The organism is Bdellovibrio bacteriovorus (genome assembly GCF_048286975.1).
Lineage (GTDB): Bacteria > Bdellovibrionota > Bdellovibrionia > Bdellovibrionales > Bdellovibrionaceae > Bdellovibrio > Bdellovibrio bacteriovorus_H.
The window spans coordinates 25,598-42,126 of the sequence record NZ_JBLVRT010000009.1 but is presented as its reverse complement, the minus strand read 5'-3'; the positions used below and the strand labels follow the sequence as shown (position 1 = coordinate 42,126).

Annotated in this window: 10 protein-coding genes; 4 read left to right on the top strand and 6 right to left on the bottom strand. The window is 51.4% G+C overall.

What is annotated here, in order from left to right; translation table 11 throughout:
* The first annotated feature begins 161 nt into the window (after positions 1-161).
* The gene (locus tag ACNQKP_RS18060; RefSeq protein WP_417866655.1) at positions 162-4,640 is read left to right on the top strand and encodes a tail fiber domain-containing protein; all 4,479 of its coding nucleotides are present in this window, start codon (positions 162-164) and stop codon (positions 4,638-4,640) included.
* Between the two features lie 111 nt (positions 4,641-4,751).
* The gene (locus ACNQKP_RS18055; RefSeq protein WP_417866653.1) at positions 4,752-6,569 is read left to right on the top strand and encodes a hypothetical protein; all 1,818 of its coding nucleotides are present in this window, start codon (positions 4,752-4,754) and stop codon (positions 6,567-6,569) included.
* Here the strand turns inward: ACNQKP_RS18055 and ACNQKP_RS18050 are convergent.
* Positions 6,566-6,886 carry a hypothetical protein gene (locus tag ACNQKP_RS18050; protein ID WP_417866651.1) on the bottom strand — a complete coding sequence of 107 codons (321 nt, stop codon included), beginning with the start codon at positions 6,884-6,886 and terminating at the stop codon, positions 6,566-6,568. The genes ACNQKP_RS18055 and ACNQKP_RS18050 overlap by 4 nt on opposite strands.
* An 87-nt stretch (positions 6,887-6,973) precedes the next feature.
* On the opposite strand from ACNQKP_RS18050, the gene ACNQKP_RS18045 reads away from it, so the two are divergent.
* Complete coding sequence (locus tag ACNQKP_RS18045) at positions 6,974-7,837, top strand: LysR family transcriptional regulator (protein WP_417866649.1); 864 nt, start codon at positions 6,974-6,976, stop codon at positions 7,835-7,837.
* On the opposite strand, the gene ACNQKP_RS18040 is transcribed toward ACNQKP_RS18045, so the two are convergent.
* From ACNQKP_RS18040 to ACNQKP_RS18025, 4 genes are all read right to left on the bottom strand, one after another.
* Positions 7,838-9,271 (bottom strand): methyl-accepting chemotaxis protein, encoded by a 1,434-nt coding sequence (locus ACNQKP_RS18040; RefSeq protein ID WP_417866647.1) that lies wholly within the window; start codon positions 9,269-9,271, stop codon positions 7,838-7,840. It lies immediately after the preceding gene.
* A gap of 200 nt (positions 9,272-9,471) precedes the next feature.
* On the bottom strand, positions 9,472-11,052 hold the full coding sequence (locus ACNQKP_RS18035; RefSeq protein ID WP_417866645.1) for a LysM peptidoglycan-binding domain-containing protein: 1,581 nt from the start codon (positions 11,050-11,052) through the stop codon (positions 9,472-9,474).
* Between the two features lie 63 nt (positions 11,053-11,115).
* Entirely contained in the window at positions 11,116-13,335 is a 2,220-nt protein-coding gene (locus tag ACNQKP_RS18030; protein WP_417866771.1) for a transglycosylase SLT domain-containing protein, read from the bottom strand.
* 5 nt (positions 13,336-13,340) lie between these two features.
* Positions 13,341-14,861, bottom strand: coding sequence for a flippase activity-associated protein Agl23 (locus tag ACNQKP_RS18025; protein WP_417866643.1), 1,521 nt, complete (start codon positions 14,859-14,861; stop codon positions 13,341-13,343).
* Positions 14,862-14,878: 17 nt separating this feature from the next.
* Between ACNQKP_RS18025 and ACNQKP_RS18020 the strand changes: the two genes are divergently transcribed.
* Positions 14,879-15,580 (top strand): hypothetical protein, encoded by a 702-nt coding sequence (locus ACNQKP_RS18020; protein WP_417866641.1) that lies wholly within the window; start codon positions 14,879-14,881, stop codon positions 15,578-15,580.
* Here the strand turns inward: ACNQKP_RS18020 and ACNQKP_RS18015 are convergent.
* Positions 15,524-16,528, bottom strand: a complete 1,005-nt coding sequence (locus tag ACNQKP_RS18015) for a YheT family hydrolase (RefSeq protein WP_417866640.1) — start codon at positions 16,526-16,528, stop codon at positions 15,524-15,526. The two genes, ACNQKP_RS18020 and ACNQKP_RS18015, sit on opposite strands and share 57 nt — an antisense overlap.
* Between the last annotated feature and the right edge of the window lies 1 nt (position 16,529).

The following is a 16,529-nucleotide window of genomic DNA, read 5'->3' as shown; positions in this document are numbered from 1 at the left end:
TAACAGAAAACTCACCTTCTCCCGACTAACGCCCTGCAAATTTTGGCCGGACTGTTTCACTCTGAAACGCTCGCGGAACCTCTTGGTAGAACTTCTCGCATATTAACGAATCGTCATTGTAAAAAACTGGGTTTTTTGGTCAAAAAACCGATAAGAAGTACATGAGAAACGGAACGTCGCTGAGCTCTTTCTTAGTACTCCTTTTTATGGCTGCCTTCAGCCATGCCTCCCCTAATTCCTTGACCTATCAGGGAAGGATTATCAAATCCGATGGGACCGCACTGGAGTACGCTCACGTCAGCTTCCTGTTTGAAATCACAAACCCCACCGGAACTTGTGTTATCTACCGCGAACAAGTCGATGATGTGAATATGCTGAACTCCAAAGGTGTATTTGATGTTCCGATTGGTTCAGGCACAAAATTGTTCCCGGCTTCTCCAACCTTTAAAATGTTAGATTCTTTCAAGAACTCTTTGGCGCACAACTGTTCAGGTGGTTCCACTTATACTGCGGCCTCGGGCGATACGAGACTTTTGAAAGTTCAATTCCATGACGGCAATGGCTGGAAGGTCATTTCTCCGTCCAATGAAATCCGTTCGGTTCCTTTTTCTGCCTATGCTCTTTCGGCGGAATCCCTGGGCGATAAGATTGTCGATGACTTCCTTCTGAAAGCCGGCCTGCCGACGTGTGCTGGTGGAACCTTCCTGACCTGGAATGGAACTGCGCTCACGTGTGCCGGGATTAGCGGCGCCAATGGCGGTACAGTGACGGATGTCACTTCTTCCAATTCTTATATTACGATTGTTAACGGCACTTCCACCCCGGCGCTGACCTTGAATGTGGGGACTTCCGCTGGCACAGTGGCTGCCGGAAATGATGCCCGCTTCAGTGATGCTCGTGTTCCGACGGGCGCAGCGGCGGGCGATCTGGATGGAACTTATCCGAATCCTTCTGTCGCAAAACTTCAGGGCACGGCTGTTTCCAATGCAGCTCCTGCCAATGGAAACTTCCTGAAATTCAATGGCACGGCGTGGACGCCTTCGGCCATTGCACAAAGCGATGTCACGGGTCTGTCGGCGACATTAAGTTCTTATATGACAGATGCGGAGTTCAGCGCGGCTGTCGCCAATGCCGGCTGTGCGGCGCATGAAACGATGTACTGGAATGCCGTAGGCGGCTTTAACTGTCAGCCAATCAACGTATCCCTGGCGGGAGACGTTGGAGGCACGATCGGTGCTTCTTCAGTCAATAAAATCAAAGGTGTGACTGTTGATACCACGGGTCTGGTTGCTGGTCAGGTGCTGAAGTACGACGGCACCAAGTGGGCTCCGGCAGCGGACAATGACGCCAACTCTGGCGGGACTGTTACGAATATTGCGACAGGCACCGGTTTGTCTGGTGGTCCGATCACTTCCACTGGAACTATTTCTTTGGCAAACACAGCGGTGACTCCGGCAGCTTATGGCTCCACTACTTCCGTGGGCACCTTCACCGTGGATGCTCAAGGGCGTCTGACCGCGGCTTCAAATGCGGCGATTGCCTTCCCAGTCACGACCGTGGCTGGCAGAACCGGTGCTGTGGTATTAGATGCCGCCGATATCACCAGCGGCGCTGGCAAATATCTGACTTATCGTCCGAACAACACCGCTTGTACTGACGGTCAGGTGTTGAAATGGGTTGCTGCTAACAGTCGTTGGGAATGTGCCAACGATACGGATACTGACACGTCTTCTGGCGGTACAGTGACTAACATCGCAACCGGCACTGGTTTGTCAGGTGGTCCGATCACAAGTACAGGTACAATTTCCCTGGCAAACACGACGGTGACTCCGGCAGTTTATGGTTCCACCACAGCGGTGGGCACTTTCACTGTCGATGCCCAAGGTCGTCTGACAGCCGCTTCGAATGCGGCCATCGCTTTCCCTGTAACAACAGTTGCTGGTCGCACGGGCGCTGTGACTTTGGATGTGGGTGACGTCGGCAATGGTGCTGGTAAATACTTTGTCTATCGTCCGAACAACACGGCTTGTACGGATGGCCAGGTTCTGAAATGGATTGCAGCGAACAATCGTTGGGAGTGCGGTACTGACACTGACACTTCTTCCGGTGGTACTGTAACCAACATCGCAACTGGCACAGGTCTTACTGGTGGTCCGATCACTTCCACAGGCACGATTGCTTTGGCTAATACAGCTGTAACAGCGGGTTCTTACACTCGCGCTTCGATCACTGTGGATGCTCAAGGCCGTTTGACGGCGGCATCCAGTGGTGCGGCGATCAATCTGGCTTCTGATGTGACTGGCACTTTGCCAATTGCAAATGGTGGTACCGGAGCAACAACAGCGATTGCGGCCTTCAATGGTCTTTCCCCGCTAACAACCAAAGGGGATGTTCTTGCCAATGACGGCACCAACGACGTTCGCCTGCCTGCAGGGACGAACGGTCAGGTGCTGATGGCGGACTCGGCTCAAGCTTCGGGTTTGAGATGGGCTACTCCGACTGTGGGTACTGTGACCAGTGTCACGGGCACGGCTCCGGTTCAAGTTGCAACGGGCACAACGACACCTGTCATCTCTGTGGATCCGGCAACAACCGGTGCTCGTGGGGTTGTTCAAGTGGGTTCTGGTATCGCGGTTTCTTCAGGTACGATCAGTGCGGATCCGGCGAACTTCCCTTCTGCGGTTCCTGTCACTAAAGGTGGTACGGGAGCAACATCACTGACTGCTGATCGTCTGCTGGTCTCCAATGGCACGGGATCTGCGGTGATTCCATTTACCTGTGCTGTCGGCCAGACAATTACATTCAATGCTTCGGGCGTGATGGGTTGCACAAGCTATTCGGCCACGTCTCTATTCTCAAATGGCGGCAACAGCTTTGGCGCTGCGGCGACTTTGGGTACAAACGACAACTATGAATTGAACTTTGAAACTAACGGCTCCCCGCGCATGACTATTTCCAATGGTGGTGCTGTCGGTATCGGGACCACGTCTCCAAGCTACAGCCTTGATGTTCAAAGCGCCGATGCCTTCCAGGCACGCCTGTGGCATTCATCCAACAATCAGTATGATGGTGCAGCTTTAATGATGACTCGTACTCGCGGTACTCTGGCTTCCAATTCGGCAGTTACTTCCGGCGATACTCTGGGTGGATTCTACTTCCGCGCTCACGACGGCACCAGCACAGGCACAACGAACTCCGCCATCGAAGTCAGTGCAGGTCAGAATCACACGACCTCGACTCGCGGCTCAACAATGACTTTTGAAACCACCATCAACGGCGCAGCTTCCCGCTCTGAACGAATGCGTCTTCATTCCAATGGGAATGTGGGCATTGGACAGACCAGCCCAAGCTACAAGCTTCATGTGGGCAACAACTCTGACGCCACAAACGGAATTGCCGTCAGCGGTTCTTCTGTAACTTCGCTGGATCTTTTGAACTCAAGCTTCGGTGGTCTGTGGCTCGGTGTGAACTTCTCCGGAGCTACTGTCAACGGTATCCCTGCCAACGGCATGGGAATGTCTGTTGGAAACAGCACTATCATCTTTGCCACAGGAAGCACGCGCACGGAACGCATGCGCATCAACAACGTTGGTAACATCGGTATTGGTGTGACCAATCCCGCGCAGAAACTGGATCTTTCCGGCGGCGCCATTCGTGCTGGTACTGCCTCCTCCGTTTCCAGCAGTTTACTGCTCGTTGACAACTACTCTAATGGCAACATAACCAACATCGGTACGGAATACTCCAGTGGTGCCCCATCAATTGGTTATGGTGTCTATCCTGCTGGATCCCCCGGAAGCTTCCTCTCTTCTTCGAGCTCAGCTGGTTTGGCTCGCGCGGCGATCAATGTCGGTGGTACTGACGGTATTCGCTTCTACAGTTCCGACGTGCAAACCGTAACTGCGGCAAGCGCCGTCACCGTGTCCGAACGCATGCGTATTGCGAACAACGGAAATGTGGGCATCGGCACCAACAATCCAGGCTATCCATTGCATGTCAGTGGTACGGGCTATATCCACGACGGATCTTCTTATCTGGAGCTGCTTTCCCGCGCAGATTCAGCGCTGAATGTAAATAATAACCACGCGACGAAACGTGGCTTCACGATTCACCAGACCAATAATGCCGCAAACATCGCGCAGTTCTATTACTGTCCAGGTGGAGTGTGTTCCCAGAAATTCTATCTTGATACCGCGGGGAACATGTGGATCGCCGGGAATTTGACGGAAGCGTCTGATGCCCGTCTGAAAACCGACATCCAAATCCTGCCAGACAGTTTGAATAAGGTGCTCGGTCTAAACGGCTACAGCTACTACTGGAAAAATCCGGAAAACAAAGAAAAACAAATTGGTTTGATCGCGCAGGAAGTGGAAAAGGTATTCCCTGAAGCCGTTCGTACCGACAAAGATGGATCCAAATCCGTGGCCTACCAAAAACTGGTGGCACCACTGATCAATTCCATCAAAGAACTTTATCAGATCGTGATTTCTGAAAACAAAAAGCAGGATCGTGAGATTGCCTCACTCAAAGAAAACAACGCCGTTCTGGTTCACAAGGTTCAGTCATTGGAACAGCAGAATCAGGCCTTGAAAGAGGCCGTCTGCGAAGTGAATCCGAAAGCCAAAGTCTGCCGCAAATAGCCGCGCAGGAGCCCCGCAAAGGCTCCTGTTAAGTCCTTAAACACCGAAAACTCTGTTAAAAAGCCCCTGCTTTCAACTCAGCATGGCCATCGTTTTGCTCTGTAAGTGGCCATGCGTCGCTATTTTGGATTCCTATTCAGTCTGCTCGTGCTTTCCCCTGCTATCGCCGGGGCGGCCACCGACGTTTGCGCAAAACCATTTGTCTCAATTCGAGACATTCAGGATGAAGAGATTCTGCATCCCCAGCTGACCGGCATGCTCTATCAGCGATCCTTCCTGAAACTGGCCCAGCGCTTGAGCCTTGAGAACCTGAACACCGTGGAAGCCTATGCCCACACCCTCTCTTTGCGCTTAACCAAAGAACAAACCGAAAGCTTCAAAGCCGAATACACTCGCTTTGCTCAGTTAGAATCCTATGAGGCTTTCCTGCAAATCATCAAAAAAGCCGACTACTGGAAATCAAATCTGCGTCTGCCGAACTCTTATGTTGCATTGGTTGCCGCATTGGCCCGCCATATGGGAGAAATCCATTTGAATACGGCCGAAGTCGAAGCCTTGTGGCTAAGCCAGAACTGGCCCACCCAGGACAACCTGTCCCTGACTCGCCAATTGGCGCAACTGGCAGGAGCCCTGGACAAACGCCGTCACCTGACCGTGGCAGAATATACTGTGTCCCTACGCTCCCTTGGAAAAGACTGCGCCAACATCACCGAGGCCTCCCTGCAAAAAAAACTGCGCGAAGACTTCTGGCTGACACTGAGGAACAAACAGGCAGTTCGCGCTGCCGGTGCAAAAATACTGCTGAATCAACAGACCCTAGCTGAACTTCCCGCTTTACGCTTGCCGGACCAGAAACTGCGTTTGGGAGTTGCCCACGCAGTTCCTTTGAAATCCTATGCCAACGAGGACTTCCGAACTTACATCGGCAAAAGACACGACATCAACCGCAAGGACAATCTGGAAGTGATTCGTTTCTTCCACGCTGAATATGGCGATGCTCCATTTGCAGTTGTGAACAAGAAAGAAAAACTCATCCAGTTCTTCCGCGCCGACGGGCAGGAATTGTCCCGCAATATCATCGAGACCTACCCTGGGGATGAGCTAAACTCGGGTGGCGCTGGCATCTACAACTTCAGCTCCCAACAGGACGGATTCGTCTTCCTGCAGGCAGAACGCGACCTGCAGATCCGCGCAGCCTTTAAAACCAATGCCTCGCTTTCCGGCGACATGGTGGTGTATGTACTGCCTGAAACAGCAGACCATCACTTCCGCATTCGCAATCACCGTCTGACATTTGGGGCAGCCAAGGTCTTCCGCAACCGCATGGCCTATAACTACAGCCCGATGAACCGCGCGTTTAAAACAGTTCAAATTAAAGTGGATCTGAAAGACAGCTTTGCTCAAAGCTATGCCCAGGCCCTGCAAGACGAAAAAGCCACGCTGATGAATTTGCTAAGCATTGAAGATGACGAATACAATATGCTGGCGGAATTTGCCTTCGGAGTGATGTCACCAGAAACCAATTTTGGAAAAAACTGGAAGTACCGTTTGAAGGAACTGGCCCCGGTGGCCATTGCCCTGCTTAAAGGAAACGGTCTGGATACGGATGAAAACAGCCGTGGTCCGACACAGATCAAACGCATCCCGCAGGTCATCATTGAAAAATACAAAATGGAAAAAAGTGATTTGAAAGATCCAAAGTCAGCGGCCATTGCAACCCTGGCCTTCAGTGCGGATCTGTTAAAAGACCTCAGAAACGTATCCTGGCAGCACCCATCCATTGTGGAGGAAAACCTGCAGGACTATCTGTATTACCTTTATCAGGGGCGCCGCTGGGAAATCCGCGACGCCACTGCAACACCAGACAAGAACGCCTCGATCAAAAAGATCAAACAGGCCGTCTTGCTGATGACAATCCAGAACAATTAGTTAGCCGGGCAGGACACAGACAGACGGTCACTGCCTTTTTTCAAAGAAAGGTCCAGACTCCCTTCTACAATCGTGCTTGCAGAGCTGTCACCCTTTGAGATTGTACCGATATAGCGGCCATCCACCAAAACCACGGACACATTGAAGCCGCTTTCTTGAGTGCGCAATACATAAGCCGCCAGATCCGTGTTTTCTTTTACTTCCAAAACCAGCTCTTCGGCGCGCAGGGTGTTTGTGGTTTCAAGCAGGCAGCTTGGAGCCGCAAAAGACACTGAAGAAGACAAGATCACCAACAAGGACAGAATAGCTTTAGTCATAAGAACCTCTCTTGAAGCCCCTTATAATGCACAAGCGTCATAATCGAAATTGAATAATTATTAATATAATAATAAGATATTGTTATTATGTCAGAACCCAATATTTATCATTTGAAGTATTTTTCAAAAGCTGCCGAGTTGCAAAGCCTGGCCGCTGCTGCCAAAGCCCTGAACGTCAGTCAGCCGGCCATCAGCCAGGCTATACGCAAGCTCGAGGACACTTTGGGATGTGAACTTCTTCTGCACACCAAGAACCGCTTCAAACTGACCGAAGAAGGCCGCCTTTTGCTGGAAAAATCCCGGGGAATTCTTGCCCAGCTCGAGGATTTGAAAGCCGAACTCAAGGGGCGATCTGAAATTGTTACAGGCTCTTTGAGTATAGCGACCTCCAGCGCAGTGGCCCACTATCTGCTGCCCGCCCGCCTGAAAGACTTTATGAAGGCCCATGGCGAAGTTCAGCCCGAACTTCACTTTGGTTCCGTTCCCGAAATCGCCGAACTGGTCCGCAGTGGCAAAGCGGATTTCGGAGTCATCATCGAAGAAAATCGTCTGCCGGGATTTGAACACCGTCTGCTGGGCGAAGGTGGTTTCACTTGCGTGATCCGCTCGGGTTCACAGTGGCCCGCAGCCCCACGCTTTTTGGCGACCCAGGAAAGCCCCGGATGGACCGAACTGCAAAAAGCCTGGCGTCGGCATACCGGGACGGATGCCCGTGCGGCTCTCACGGTTGAAAACTGGGAAGTCATCAGCCAGATGAGTCTTTTGGGAATGGGCGTGGGATTTGTTCCGGACTTTATCGCTGAAAATCAAAGCGGACTGAAAGCCTCCGAAGAACAAAATATCTGGGCCGGCAAGATCCGCTATAAGATTTATCTGATTCACCTGGGCGAGCACCAATTGGCAAAACCCGCCCGGGTGTTTATCAAATCTTTAGCGCAGCAGGGCTTCTGATTAAGCGCTGCCTTTGATGGCCACGCGAAGTTCTTCAACCACTTTATTCAAGACGGTGGCCTGCCCAGCCAGTTCCTGGGATGAAGCCGCCGCTTGCTCAGAAGCTGCCGCATTCTCCTGAGTGACCGTATCGAGCTGATTCATCGCCTTGCCAATCTGAGTGATACCATTGGACTGCTCACTGGTGGCGCTGGCGATTTCAGAATTCAGGCTGGAAACTTTTTTGACCGAGCCCACAATTTCTGTCAAAGATTCAACACTTTCATTGGCCCGTTCAAATCCGGCCTGAATACGTTCCACACTGGAATTGATCAGATTGGAAATATCCTTGGCGGCGTCACTGCTTTTCAAAGCCAGGGTGCGCACGGCTTCGGCAACCACTGCAAACCCTTTCCCCTGCTCGCCCGCACGTGCCGCTTCCACTGCCGCATTCAGCGCCAACAAATTGGTCTGAAAAGCCAGATCATCAACCACGCTGGTGATCTCCTGAATTTTTTTGGAATCCAGATCGATGACTTTCATCGCCTCCAGCAGGCCTTGAATTTTCTTTTCGCCGTCTTCCGCACTTCGTCGAGTGCCCTCGGCCAGATCCGTGGCCGAAGCCGCGTTTTCAGCATTGATGCGCACCATGGCGGTCAGTTCTTCGATGGTCGCCACAGTTTCCTCCAACGAAGAAGCCTGTTCGGTGGCGCTTTGTGAAAGGCCTTGGGACGCAGTCGCAATCTGCGTGGCCGTGTGATTCACCTGGAAGGCGTTTTCGCCCAGGTTTCTAAGAACACTGCTGATCGCCGCCGACATTTTACGCAAGGTCATTGCTGCCAGCAGCACACCCAGTAAAATCACCGCACTTCCGGTCCAAATCAGAATCTGGAAAGTTCTGGCAATCGCATCGGCAGACTGTTTTTTCTGCTGTTCCAGCAGGGATTGATGATGGGTCAGAATTTCATCCAGAGCCTTGTCGCCTTCCAGGCGCGTGTCACGTCCCACAGAAGAAATCAGCCCCAGAGCTTTTTGATGGCCTTCTTCCTCGGCCATGATCTTTTGAATTTCCAGATCGTTATCGACCCAGCGGCCGTAAGTGACCAGAAACTTTTCCAGACTGTTTTTCTCAGTCGCATCGGCCTGCTTTAGGCGACCCTCAATGATGCCGCGGATCTCGGTGTCGAGCTTTTTGATCTGCGCTGAATTGTTGGCGCGCTTTTCCAGATTGTTATAGAAAAGCACATAGTTTCTTTCATAGATCATTTGCCCGTGAAAGGCGTCTTTTAAGTTCAGTGTCTCCACAACGCTCTTGAACTGAACATCCGTGACATTGGAAACCACGTCGCCCACCCGATTCAAATTGTACAACCCCACTCCGGCAACGCCCACGATTCCGGCGCAGAGGATGGCAACGATGAGACTCATTTTCTGACTTAAACTCAGTTGTTTCATGAACGCTCCCTTTAATATAAGTGCAGCGTTCTTCGGCCCACAAAACAGGAAACTTCATTACACTAAGATAAGGTTCGAGGAAGACGACAGGATGTCACAATAGAACCTGAGAGAAGATAAAAAAAGACCCCAAAACCTGAGACCGGCTTACTACCAGTCATGATTTTGGGGTCGACTTAAAGACTATTGCGAGAAAAGTCTTATTGGTTCACTTCAGTCGGGATCACAATGCGTGCGCCCACAACCAGGGAAGCCGGGTTGCGGATTTTGTTTTTTTCTTTGATGTCAGAAACAGCCACATTGTATTTCGCCGCGATCACAGAAAGGTTTTCACCTCTGCGAACCACGTGAACTTTGGATTTCGCTTTTTTACTTTGAGCAACTTCAGTAGCCACTTCACGTGCAGACGAGCTGCCTGGAGTTGGGACTTTCAGTTTCATGCCCACTTTCAATGTGCGACCACGTTTGATGTTGTTCATACGCTGAAGCTCAGAAACGCTGGTGGCATACTTACGCGCAATCGTGAACAAAGAGTCCCCGGACTGAACGATGTAGTAACGACCATCACTGCTGATTGTCACCGTGTTCTTAGGAGCATCAGATTTCTTTGCCACCATAGAACGAGACTGGGAACGATCCTTCAGCGGCGTGCGATCCGGAACCTGGATGCGCATGCCCACTTTCAAGGGCTTGCGACGAGGCAGATCATTCAGGTCACGCAGGAATGCCACGGTCGTGCGATAACGACGAGCCACGGTGCTCAGGGTGTCGCCATGACGAATGCGGTATGTCTGAGTGTCGCCAGTGTCGGCCACGAACTGCACGCGGGAAACAAAACTTTCTGCCGCAGCCACTTTGGATTGCTCTGTCGTGCCCGGAGGAATACGCAGAATCAGGTCACTGCCCTTCAGGATCGCCACTTCACCTTTAAACTTGGGATTCAACGCTTTGAAGTCCTCATAGTTCAGGTTCATTTTCTCGGCCATCTGACGCAAGTTCACTGGCTGGGAAACGGTGATGTGATCGAACTCAATCGGCGGAAGATAATCGATATCGTCAAACCCGTACTTCGCCGGATCTTTACCGATCATTTTAGCCGCGATGAATTTTGGCACGTAGTTGATGGTTTCCGCTGGCAGGCGTTTTTTACGAGCCAGCTCCCAGAAGTCACGGGTGTAGTGATTCATCACTTCACGCTTCACGCGATTTTCACCCACGTTGTAGGAAGCCATCGCCAGATACCAGGAACCAAACACGCTATAAAGACCTTTGAAGTACTCGGCCGCAGCCTGAGTTGCAAAGACCGGGTCACGACGCTCATCCACGAAGGCATTGATGTCCAGACCATAACGTTTGCCGGTACCACGGATGAACTGCCAGTACCCCACCGCCGAAGCGTGAGAGGTCGCGCGCGAGCTGAATCCGGATTCGATCAAAGCGATGTAAAACAGATCTTCAGGAAGTCCATTGTCACGCAAAACCTTCTTCATCAGTTTTTCGTAACGAGTGGAACGAGCCAGGTAACGTTCCATGTGCGGGCGACCGCGACCCTGGAAGTAGGCAATCCATTTTTCAACTAGGGGGTTAACTTCAGTAGGGATGGATTCCAATTCCTGATCCACCACCTTGGGGCCTTCGGGGTCAGACAAACGGAACGAGCCAATGTCCTTCAAATCCCCTTCACTGTTGGTAGCTGGTCTGCCAGCTTTTGTGCCCAAATCCTTATGAGCACACCCTGACACAAAGGCCAGGACCAAACTCAATGTTAAAAGTCTCCTCATGAGTCCTCCGACTGAGTTTTCAGGCTACAAAACTCAGAGGGATTTTTCAATAAAACATCGCCCTTATTTTGCCTTTTTGTTAAGCAAATCCTGCCATAAGACGGGATTTACCTCGTAATTGCCCTTCTCTGACAGTCGATACAGCAGGACGTTGCGAAGAATCGCCTTCACATAGAAGCTTGTTTCCGTCCATGGCAGCTCATCAAACCACAGCTCATCCACAGGGGCGGAGCTGGGCTTGGCAAGTAATTCGCTGACCTCAGTTCTTGCATCAATCCACAGCTTCATGCGATAGGGTCCTGCGTTATAAGCGGCCAGCGCGAAAGGGACGCTGCCCTGGAACTGGTCTAACATCTGGGAGACATAGTAAGAGCCCATCGGAATGTTCACTTCAGGACGGAACATGTCGTCTGGAAGCTCCACTTTCATACCCAGTTTCTTGGACACTTCCTGAGCCGTCGGAGGAATCATCTGCATCAATCCCAGCGCGTTTGAAGTGGACACCGCCTTCAGATTGAAAGCACTTTCCTGACGAGTCAGGCTTTTAAACAAAACCGCGTCGATGCCATAACGTTCCGCCTCAGCCTGATACAGACTGGCAAAGGCTTCCGGGTAGCCGATCTTCACAAACTGCTCGCGACGCAGACGTGGATCGGCTTCCATGGCTTCATTGATCCAACGAATGGCAGTCACATACTGATGACGCTCCACCAGCTTTTCTGCCAATTGAACTTTTAGCGTCGCATCTTTCAGGAACGGCACTGATGACAGTTCTTCCTGTGCTTCACTCACCCAACCGGCTTCAGACAGGACTTTGAATCGGTGCCACGCACTTTTTTGCGCGCCCACGACAAAGAATTCATTCCCCAAAGTTGGAGCTTTGTCTTTATTGTCGGGCCAGGATAGTTTGCCTTTTTGCGATTCTGCGCGCAGACGAAGTCCATAGTAAGAAAACGGATAGCGTTCGATCAAATCAGCCGCAGCCTGAGCGGCCCGATCAGACTTGCTTTCCTGCAAAGAGCGCACAAGCCAGTACTGCCCGTTCAGGTCATAGCGATCACGCCCCTGCTGCAACAGGCGCTCCAGCAGCGCCGAAGAGCTTGTATAGTCCTGCTTGCGGAAATAAATCAGACTTGCGCGGAACAATGCTTCTGCGGCTTCATCCGAGCCCAAATGATAGGTGTACAATTTTTTGTAAAGCTCCAGCGCTTTGTCGTACTGACCCAGAAAATGCGCTGAACGGCTGGCGATCCACAAGGCCGATGTTGTGGAAGGTGCTTGCGGATTCTTATCCAAAGCCTTTGTCGCCAAAGACAATGAACCGGAATAATCCGCACGACGATGCATGCTGTGCGCCCACTCCATCAAACGAGTGGTGTCGGCCTCTTCCATTTCATTCAAAGCTTTGACCTTGACCAGTTTTTCGCTCAAGGAATTGTAAATTTCCAGAGGCTTGTCTTTCAGACGACGAGCCGCGCGGCTGCCCGGGTATTCATTCAGTATCTGCACGCTGTCTTTCAAAGCAGCGATCGGATCATTCTGCTTTTGCGCAAGTCTGATGCGCTCTTCAATTTTGGCTTCATCACCAGCCACCTCCGATGCCGTGGTTGCAGCTTTTGGCGGAGGCATCACGGTGGTTTTGGTCTTGGCGATGAAATCCAGTTTTTCCTGAAGATACTTGGAATCCTTTTGATCCTGCGCCTGCTCAAAGAAGAACTGTGCTTGGTTGTAGTTATTGTCCAGCATCGCCAGATCACCCAGCAACTGATAAGCTTTGGATTTCTGTTCGCGATTCAGGGAAGTGCCACCAGACAACAAAGCATCAATGCTGATCGCCGCTTTTTTATTTTTGCGAGTCACCTGATCTTCCAGCTGCACCATTTTGAAGTCCAGGTAGTACTTTTCAAGATTCGCCGACCACGGGCCATTGCGGAAAAGATCCTTATGCGCTTCCATACTGGTCAAAGCACGATCCACCGCCACACGGTCTTTCACCTTTTTCTGAGATTCATCCAGACAGTGCAACCAGCTGACACCGATCCAGCCACGAAGGTCTTTGTTGGCAGTAAACACCTGTGGCGCCAGACGCGCACACTCAGCCCATTTCAGATGGATCTCGTAATCTTTCAACTGCGACAACGGTGAAAGCTTGATGGCTTTTTTCGCGTCGGAGATTTTATAAAGATCCACCACTGGAGCCTTCGGCAGCTCTTTTTTTACATCCACTTTTTGCACTTGGGCAAAAGCAACACTTCCCACAAGAAGGCCACCGGCCATGATCATATTCTTCACGGAGACTCCTCCAACTCGGGCCCCACGATTTGCTTGGGCCCCATGTAATCACTCATATCAAAGTCAGCTTTACGCAGATAAATCAAAGAAGGTTCCCGCGACTGACGGAAAACCACTTCCAGCTTCCAATACGGTTCGTTCAGCAGGCGTTCAACATATTCGCCCACATTGTAGTCACAGAAATAAACAGATGCGTCTTCCAGAATGCGCTTGCTGCAGAGCTCATATGAAAGATTATGTGAATAGCGCAAAAGCCACGGCCATGGCCACTGTTCTTTCATGCCGACTTGCATTCTTTGTTGGGCCAACGAAGGATTTTTCAGGATATTTCCGGTGATGAGGTCAGAAACCTGTACCAGCTCATACGAGGAATTGACGTAAACATAAGGATGCGTCAAATCAATGGGCCTTTGATAAACCGAGATCCACACACTGCGCAGCCCCAGCGCCGCCAATATGACTGCCATTCCAGCCAACACATGGCGGCCGATAAAGCGGGCTTCAAAAGCATTCACCAGTGTCATGGCCAGAACAAAGTAAAAACCCCAAACCAGCGATAGCACACACCATACGGTCTTGTACGGAATCAGCGAATACACCAGCAACTGCACCAGTGAAAACACACTCACCGCACGCAGCTCCCTGCGTTTGGAGAAAACACCCACAATCGCCAGTAAGCCCCCGAACAAAACCAAAGGCTCTGCTGTGTACAAAACCTGCAACCAGTACCAGGCGCTTTTTTCATGACCGTGGCCATGCACTCCGGTTTTCAACCACGGCAGAACGGCTTTGAAGAAATCAATGATGCCCGAAAGATTCTGATAAAAGCCGGTAAACAGCTGCAGAAAGATCAAAAGCAGCAATACAGTAAGAACCGTCAGCCGACCACTCCACGCCAGGCGGATTGTTTCCGGTGAAAACATCGTTCGCAGATGGCCCAAGCCCAAAGTCAAAAAAGCCACCACCCAGGCAAACATCGTGATCACGAATGTTTCCTTCAGCGCCATCATGCCCCACAGCCCAATCAGGAAAAGCCCCAATGCTTTCTCATCCTGACGACCGATCCAGCGCAAAATGCCCATCCCGGCCACCAGCTGGAAGAACACAAAGGGCATTTCATGGATTCCCGAACGGCCAAAAAAGATAAATGCCGGACTAAACAGCACCAGCACCGCCATCACCATGTTGACCGCTTTGGGGCGAAGCGCGCCCCAGGCCAGCACCATCACACTGAGCACGCTGAACACAGAAGGCACCGCCCGCAGGGTTTCCAAACTGCGTCCCCACAAAGCTTCAAACCCCTGCAGCACATAGAAATACATTGGACCGTGATAGTTGTTGGGATCGTACTTATAGTAGCCGAGCTTTGACATCTGCATCACGAACCAGCCGTTGATGCTTTCGTCAAAATGAATGGGTTTGTTGGTCAAAAGAGCAAAACGACTGATCAATGCCAGCAGGAAAAGCCCCGCCCAGAAAGCCGCATGAGAGAAGTTCGTGACCTTGAGAGATTTCATTGTTAACTATCGTAAAGATGGAATCTTCCGTGTCAACCCCGCACTGCTCACTGATTGTTTATTTGGAACAGCCTGAAATGCTTCCGGCGTACCTGCGCGATCTGCGCGGTTTTTTTGCCAAGTTCCCGCTGAACTATGAAGTTATCGTTGTGGCGGAAAAAGGCTGCGTGGTGCCCCCGACCGATGGCCCCGTTCGCGTTCTGCAAAATTCCAAGAAACTGGGCCGTGCGGCCAGTTTGTGGCAGGGCCTGCAAAACAGCCTGGCCCCTTTTTCTGCCATCACTTCTGTCGACATGAACACCCCCTTGGGCGATTATTTCAAACTTCTGCAGAATCTGATGACCGAAGAAAATTTCGAAATTTGCTGGGGCGATCGTTATAAGAAAAAAGACAGCCCCTTCCTGAAAGGCCCGCATCCGCGTCAGCAGATGGAAGACAGCTTCAACCGCATTTTACGCGACAAATTCCCGCAATGCCCCCATGATCCTTTAAGCGAGATTCTGCTGTTTAAAAAAGCTGCGCTTGAAAAGCTGGCCGCCGACCATCCCGGTAAATTCACCGGCTGGTATCTGGGACCACAACTGTTGGGGGGCCTTCGCCGTCAGCAGCTTCGCGTTTTGGAAATTCCGGTGTTTGAGTCAGGACAGACGTTGCCAGGCTTCTCACTTTGGAGACAGCGCTGGAACCTTTTCATTGAGTGTGCCTTCAAGACCTCTTAAAGCCTCGTGCAGATAGTAATCCAGCCAGCGCGTTCCACCCACTGGCAATGACTGGCGGTGCAAATAACCCATGTGGCCACCACGCTTTTCAATATGCAGCTGTACATGTTTGGAAAACGGCGCGCGCAGGTAATCACCAACATCCACAAACGGATCATCCGCAGACGTCAGGGTGTACGTTGGCACATCAATACCTGAAACATACTGGATGGATGAACAGCGCTGATAATAGTCCTCACGGCTGGCAAAGCCCGACGCCGGAGCCGTGTAAATCTGATCCATGTCCCACACTGTGGCCCACTTGGGAATTTCGTACTTTTCTGAAATCAAACCCATGCGATGTTTTTCTTCCACCAGCTTGCGCAGCCGCAGAACAAAACGCATGTCATAGACGCGATTAAAGCCCGTCTTCAAAAGCAAAGAACCTGATTGCAGATTCAAAGGCGCATTGACGGTGATCGCCCCGTCAGGTTTGTTCTTGCCGCCATAACCGCCCAGCAGGCATAGCATGATATTGCCACTCAACGAATATCCGACCGAGATGTGCTTTTTATTCGGGAACATCTGACGAAGTTGCCCCAGCACCACAGACACGTCCTCGGCGCTGCCGGAATGATAAGGGCGCTTGGCAAACGGAGCGCCTTCACCGGCACCGCGATGGTTTACCAGAACCACCGTATGTCCCAGTTGCTGACAGAGCAGCGCGGTTCTTTGCATATAGTCCGAGGTGACATCCCCGGAAAGACCGTGAAAAAGACTGACCACAAAATTCGTGTGGCCCTCGATCCAGGAACAAAAAAGTCGATCCCCGTCAGGAAGATCGACTTCGAATTTTTTGCCGAAATGTGAAAGCTCTGCGGACTTCAGGAAGTGAGCCCACAATGTCTGACCGTGACCGCTGTCGGCCCAAAAAGGCGCTGCACATGGAATCAGGTTCAGTCGTTGCAAG

What these genes read in the sequence shown, in the direction of transcription:
- ACNQKP_RS18060 (WP_417866655.1), top strand. Translation starts at nt 162, where the DNA reads ATGAGAAACGGAACGTCGCTGAGCTCTTTCTTAGTACTCCTTTTTATG.
- ACNQKP_RS18055 (WP_417866653.1), top strand. Translation starts at nt 4,752, where the DNA reads ATGCGTCGCTATTTTGGATTCCTATTCAGTCTGCTCGTGCTTTCCCCT.
- ACNQKP_RS18050 (WP_417866651.1), bottom strand. Translation starts at nt 6,886, where the DNA reads ATGACTAAAGCTATTCTGTCCTTGTTGGTGATCTTGTCTTCTTCAGTG.
- ACNQKP_RS18045 (WP_417866649.1), top strand. Translation starts at nt 6,974, where the DNA reads ATGTCAGAACCCAATATTTATCATTTGAAGTATTTTTCAAAAGCTGCC.
- ACNQKP_RS18040 (WP_417866647.1), bottom strand. Translation starts at nt 9,271, where the DNA reads ATGAAACAACTGAGTTTAAGTCAGAAAATGAGTCTCATCGTTGCCATC.
- ACNQKP_RS18035 (WP_417866645.1), bottom strand. Translation starts at nt 11,052, where the DNA reads ATGAGGAGACTTTTAACATTGAGTTTGGTCCTGGCCTTTGTGTCAGGG.
- ACNQKP_RS18030 (WP_417866771.1), bottom strand. Translation starts at nt 13,335, where the DNA reads ATGATCATGGCCGGTGGCCTTCTTGTGGGAAGTGTTGCTTTTGCCCAA.
- ACNQKP_RS18025 (WP_417866643.1), bottom strand. Translation starts at nt 14,861, where the DNA reads ATGAAATCTCTCAAGGTCACGAACTTCTCTCATGCGGCTTTCTGGGCG.
- ACNQKP_RS18020 (WP_417866641.1), top strand. Translation starts at nt 14,879, where the DNA reads ATGGAATCTTCCGTGTCAACCCCGCACTGCTCACTGATTGTTTATTTG.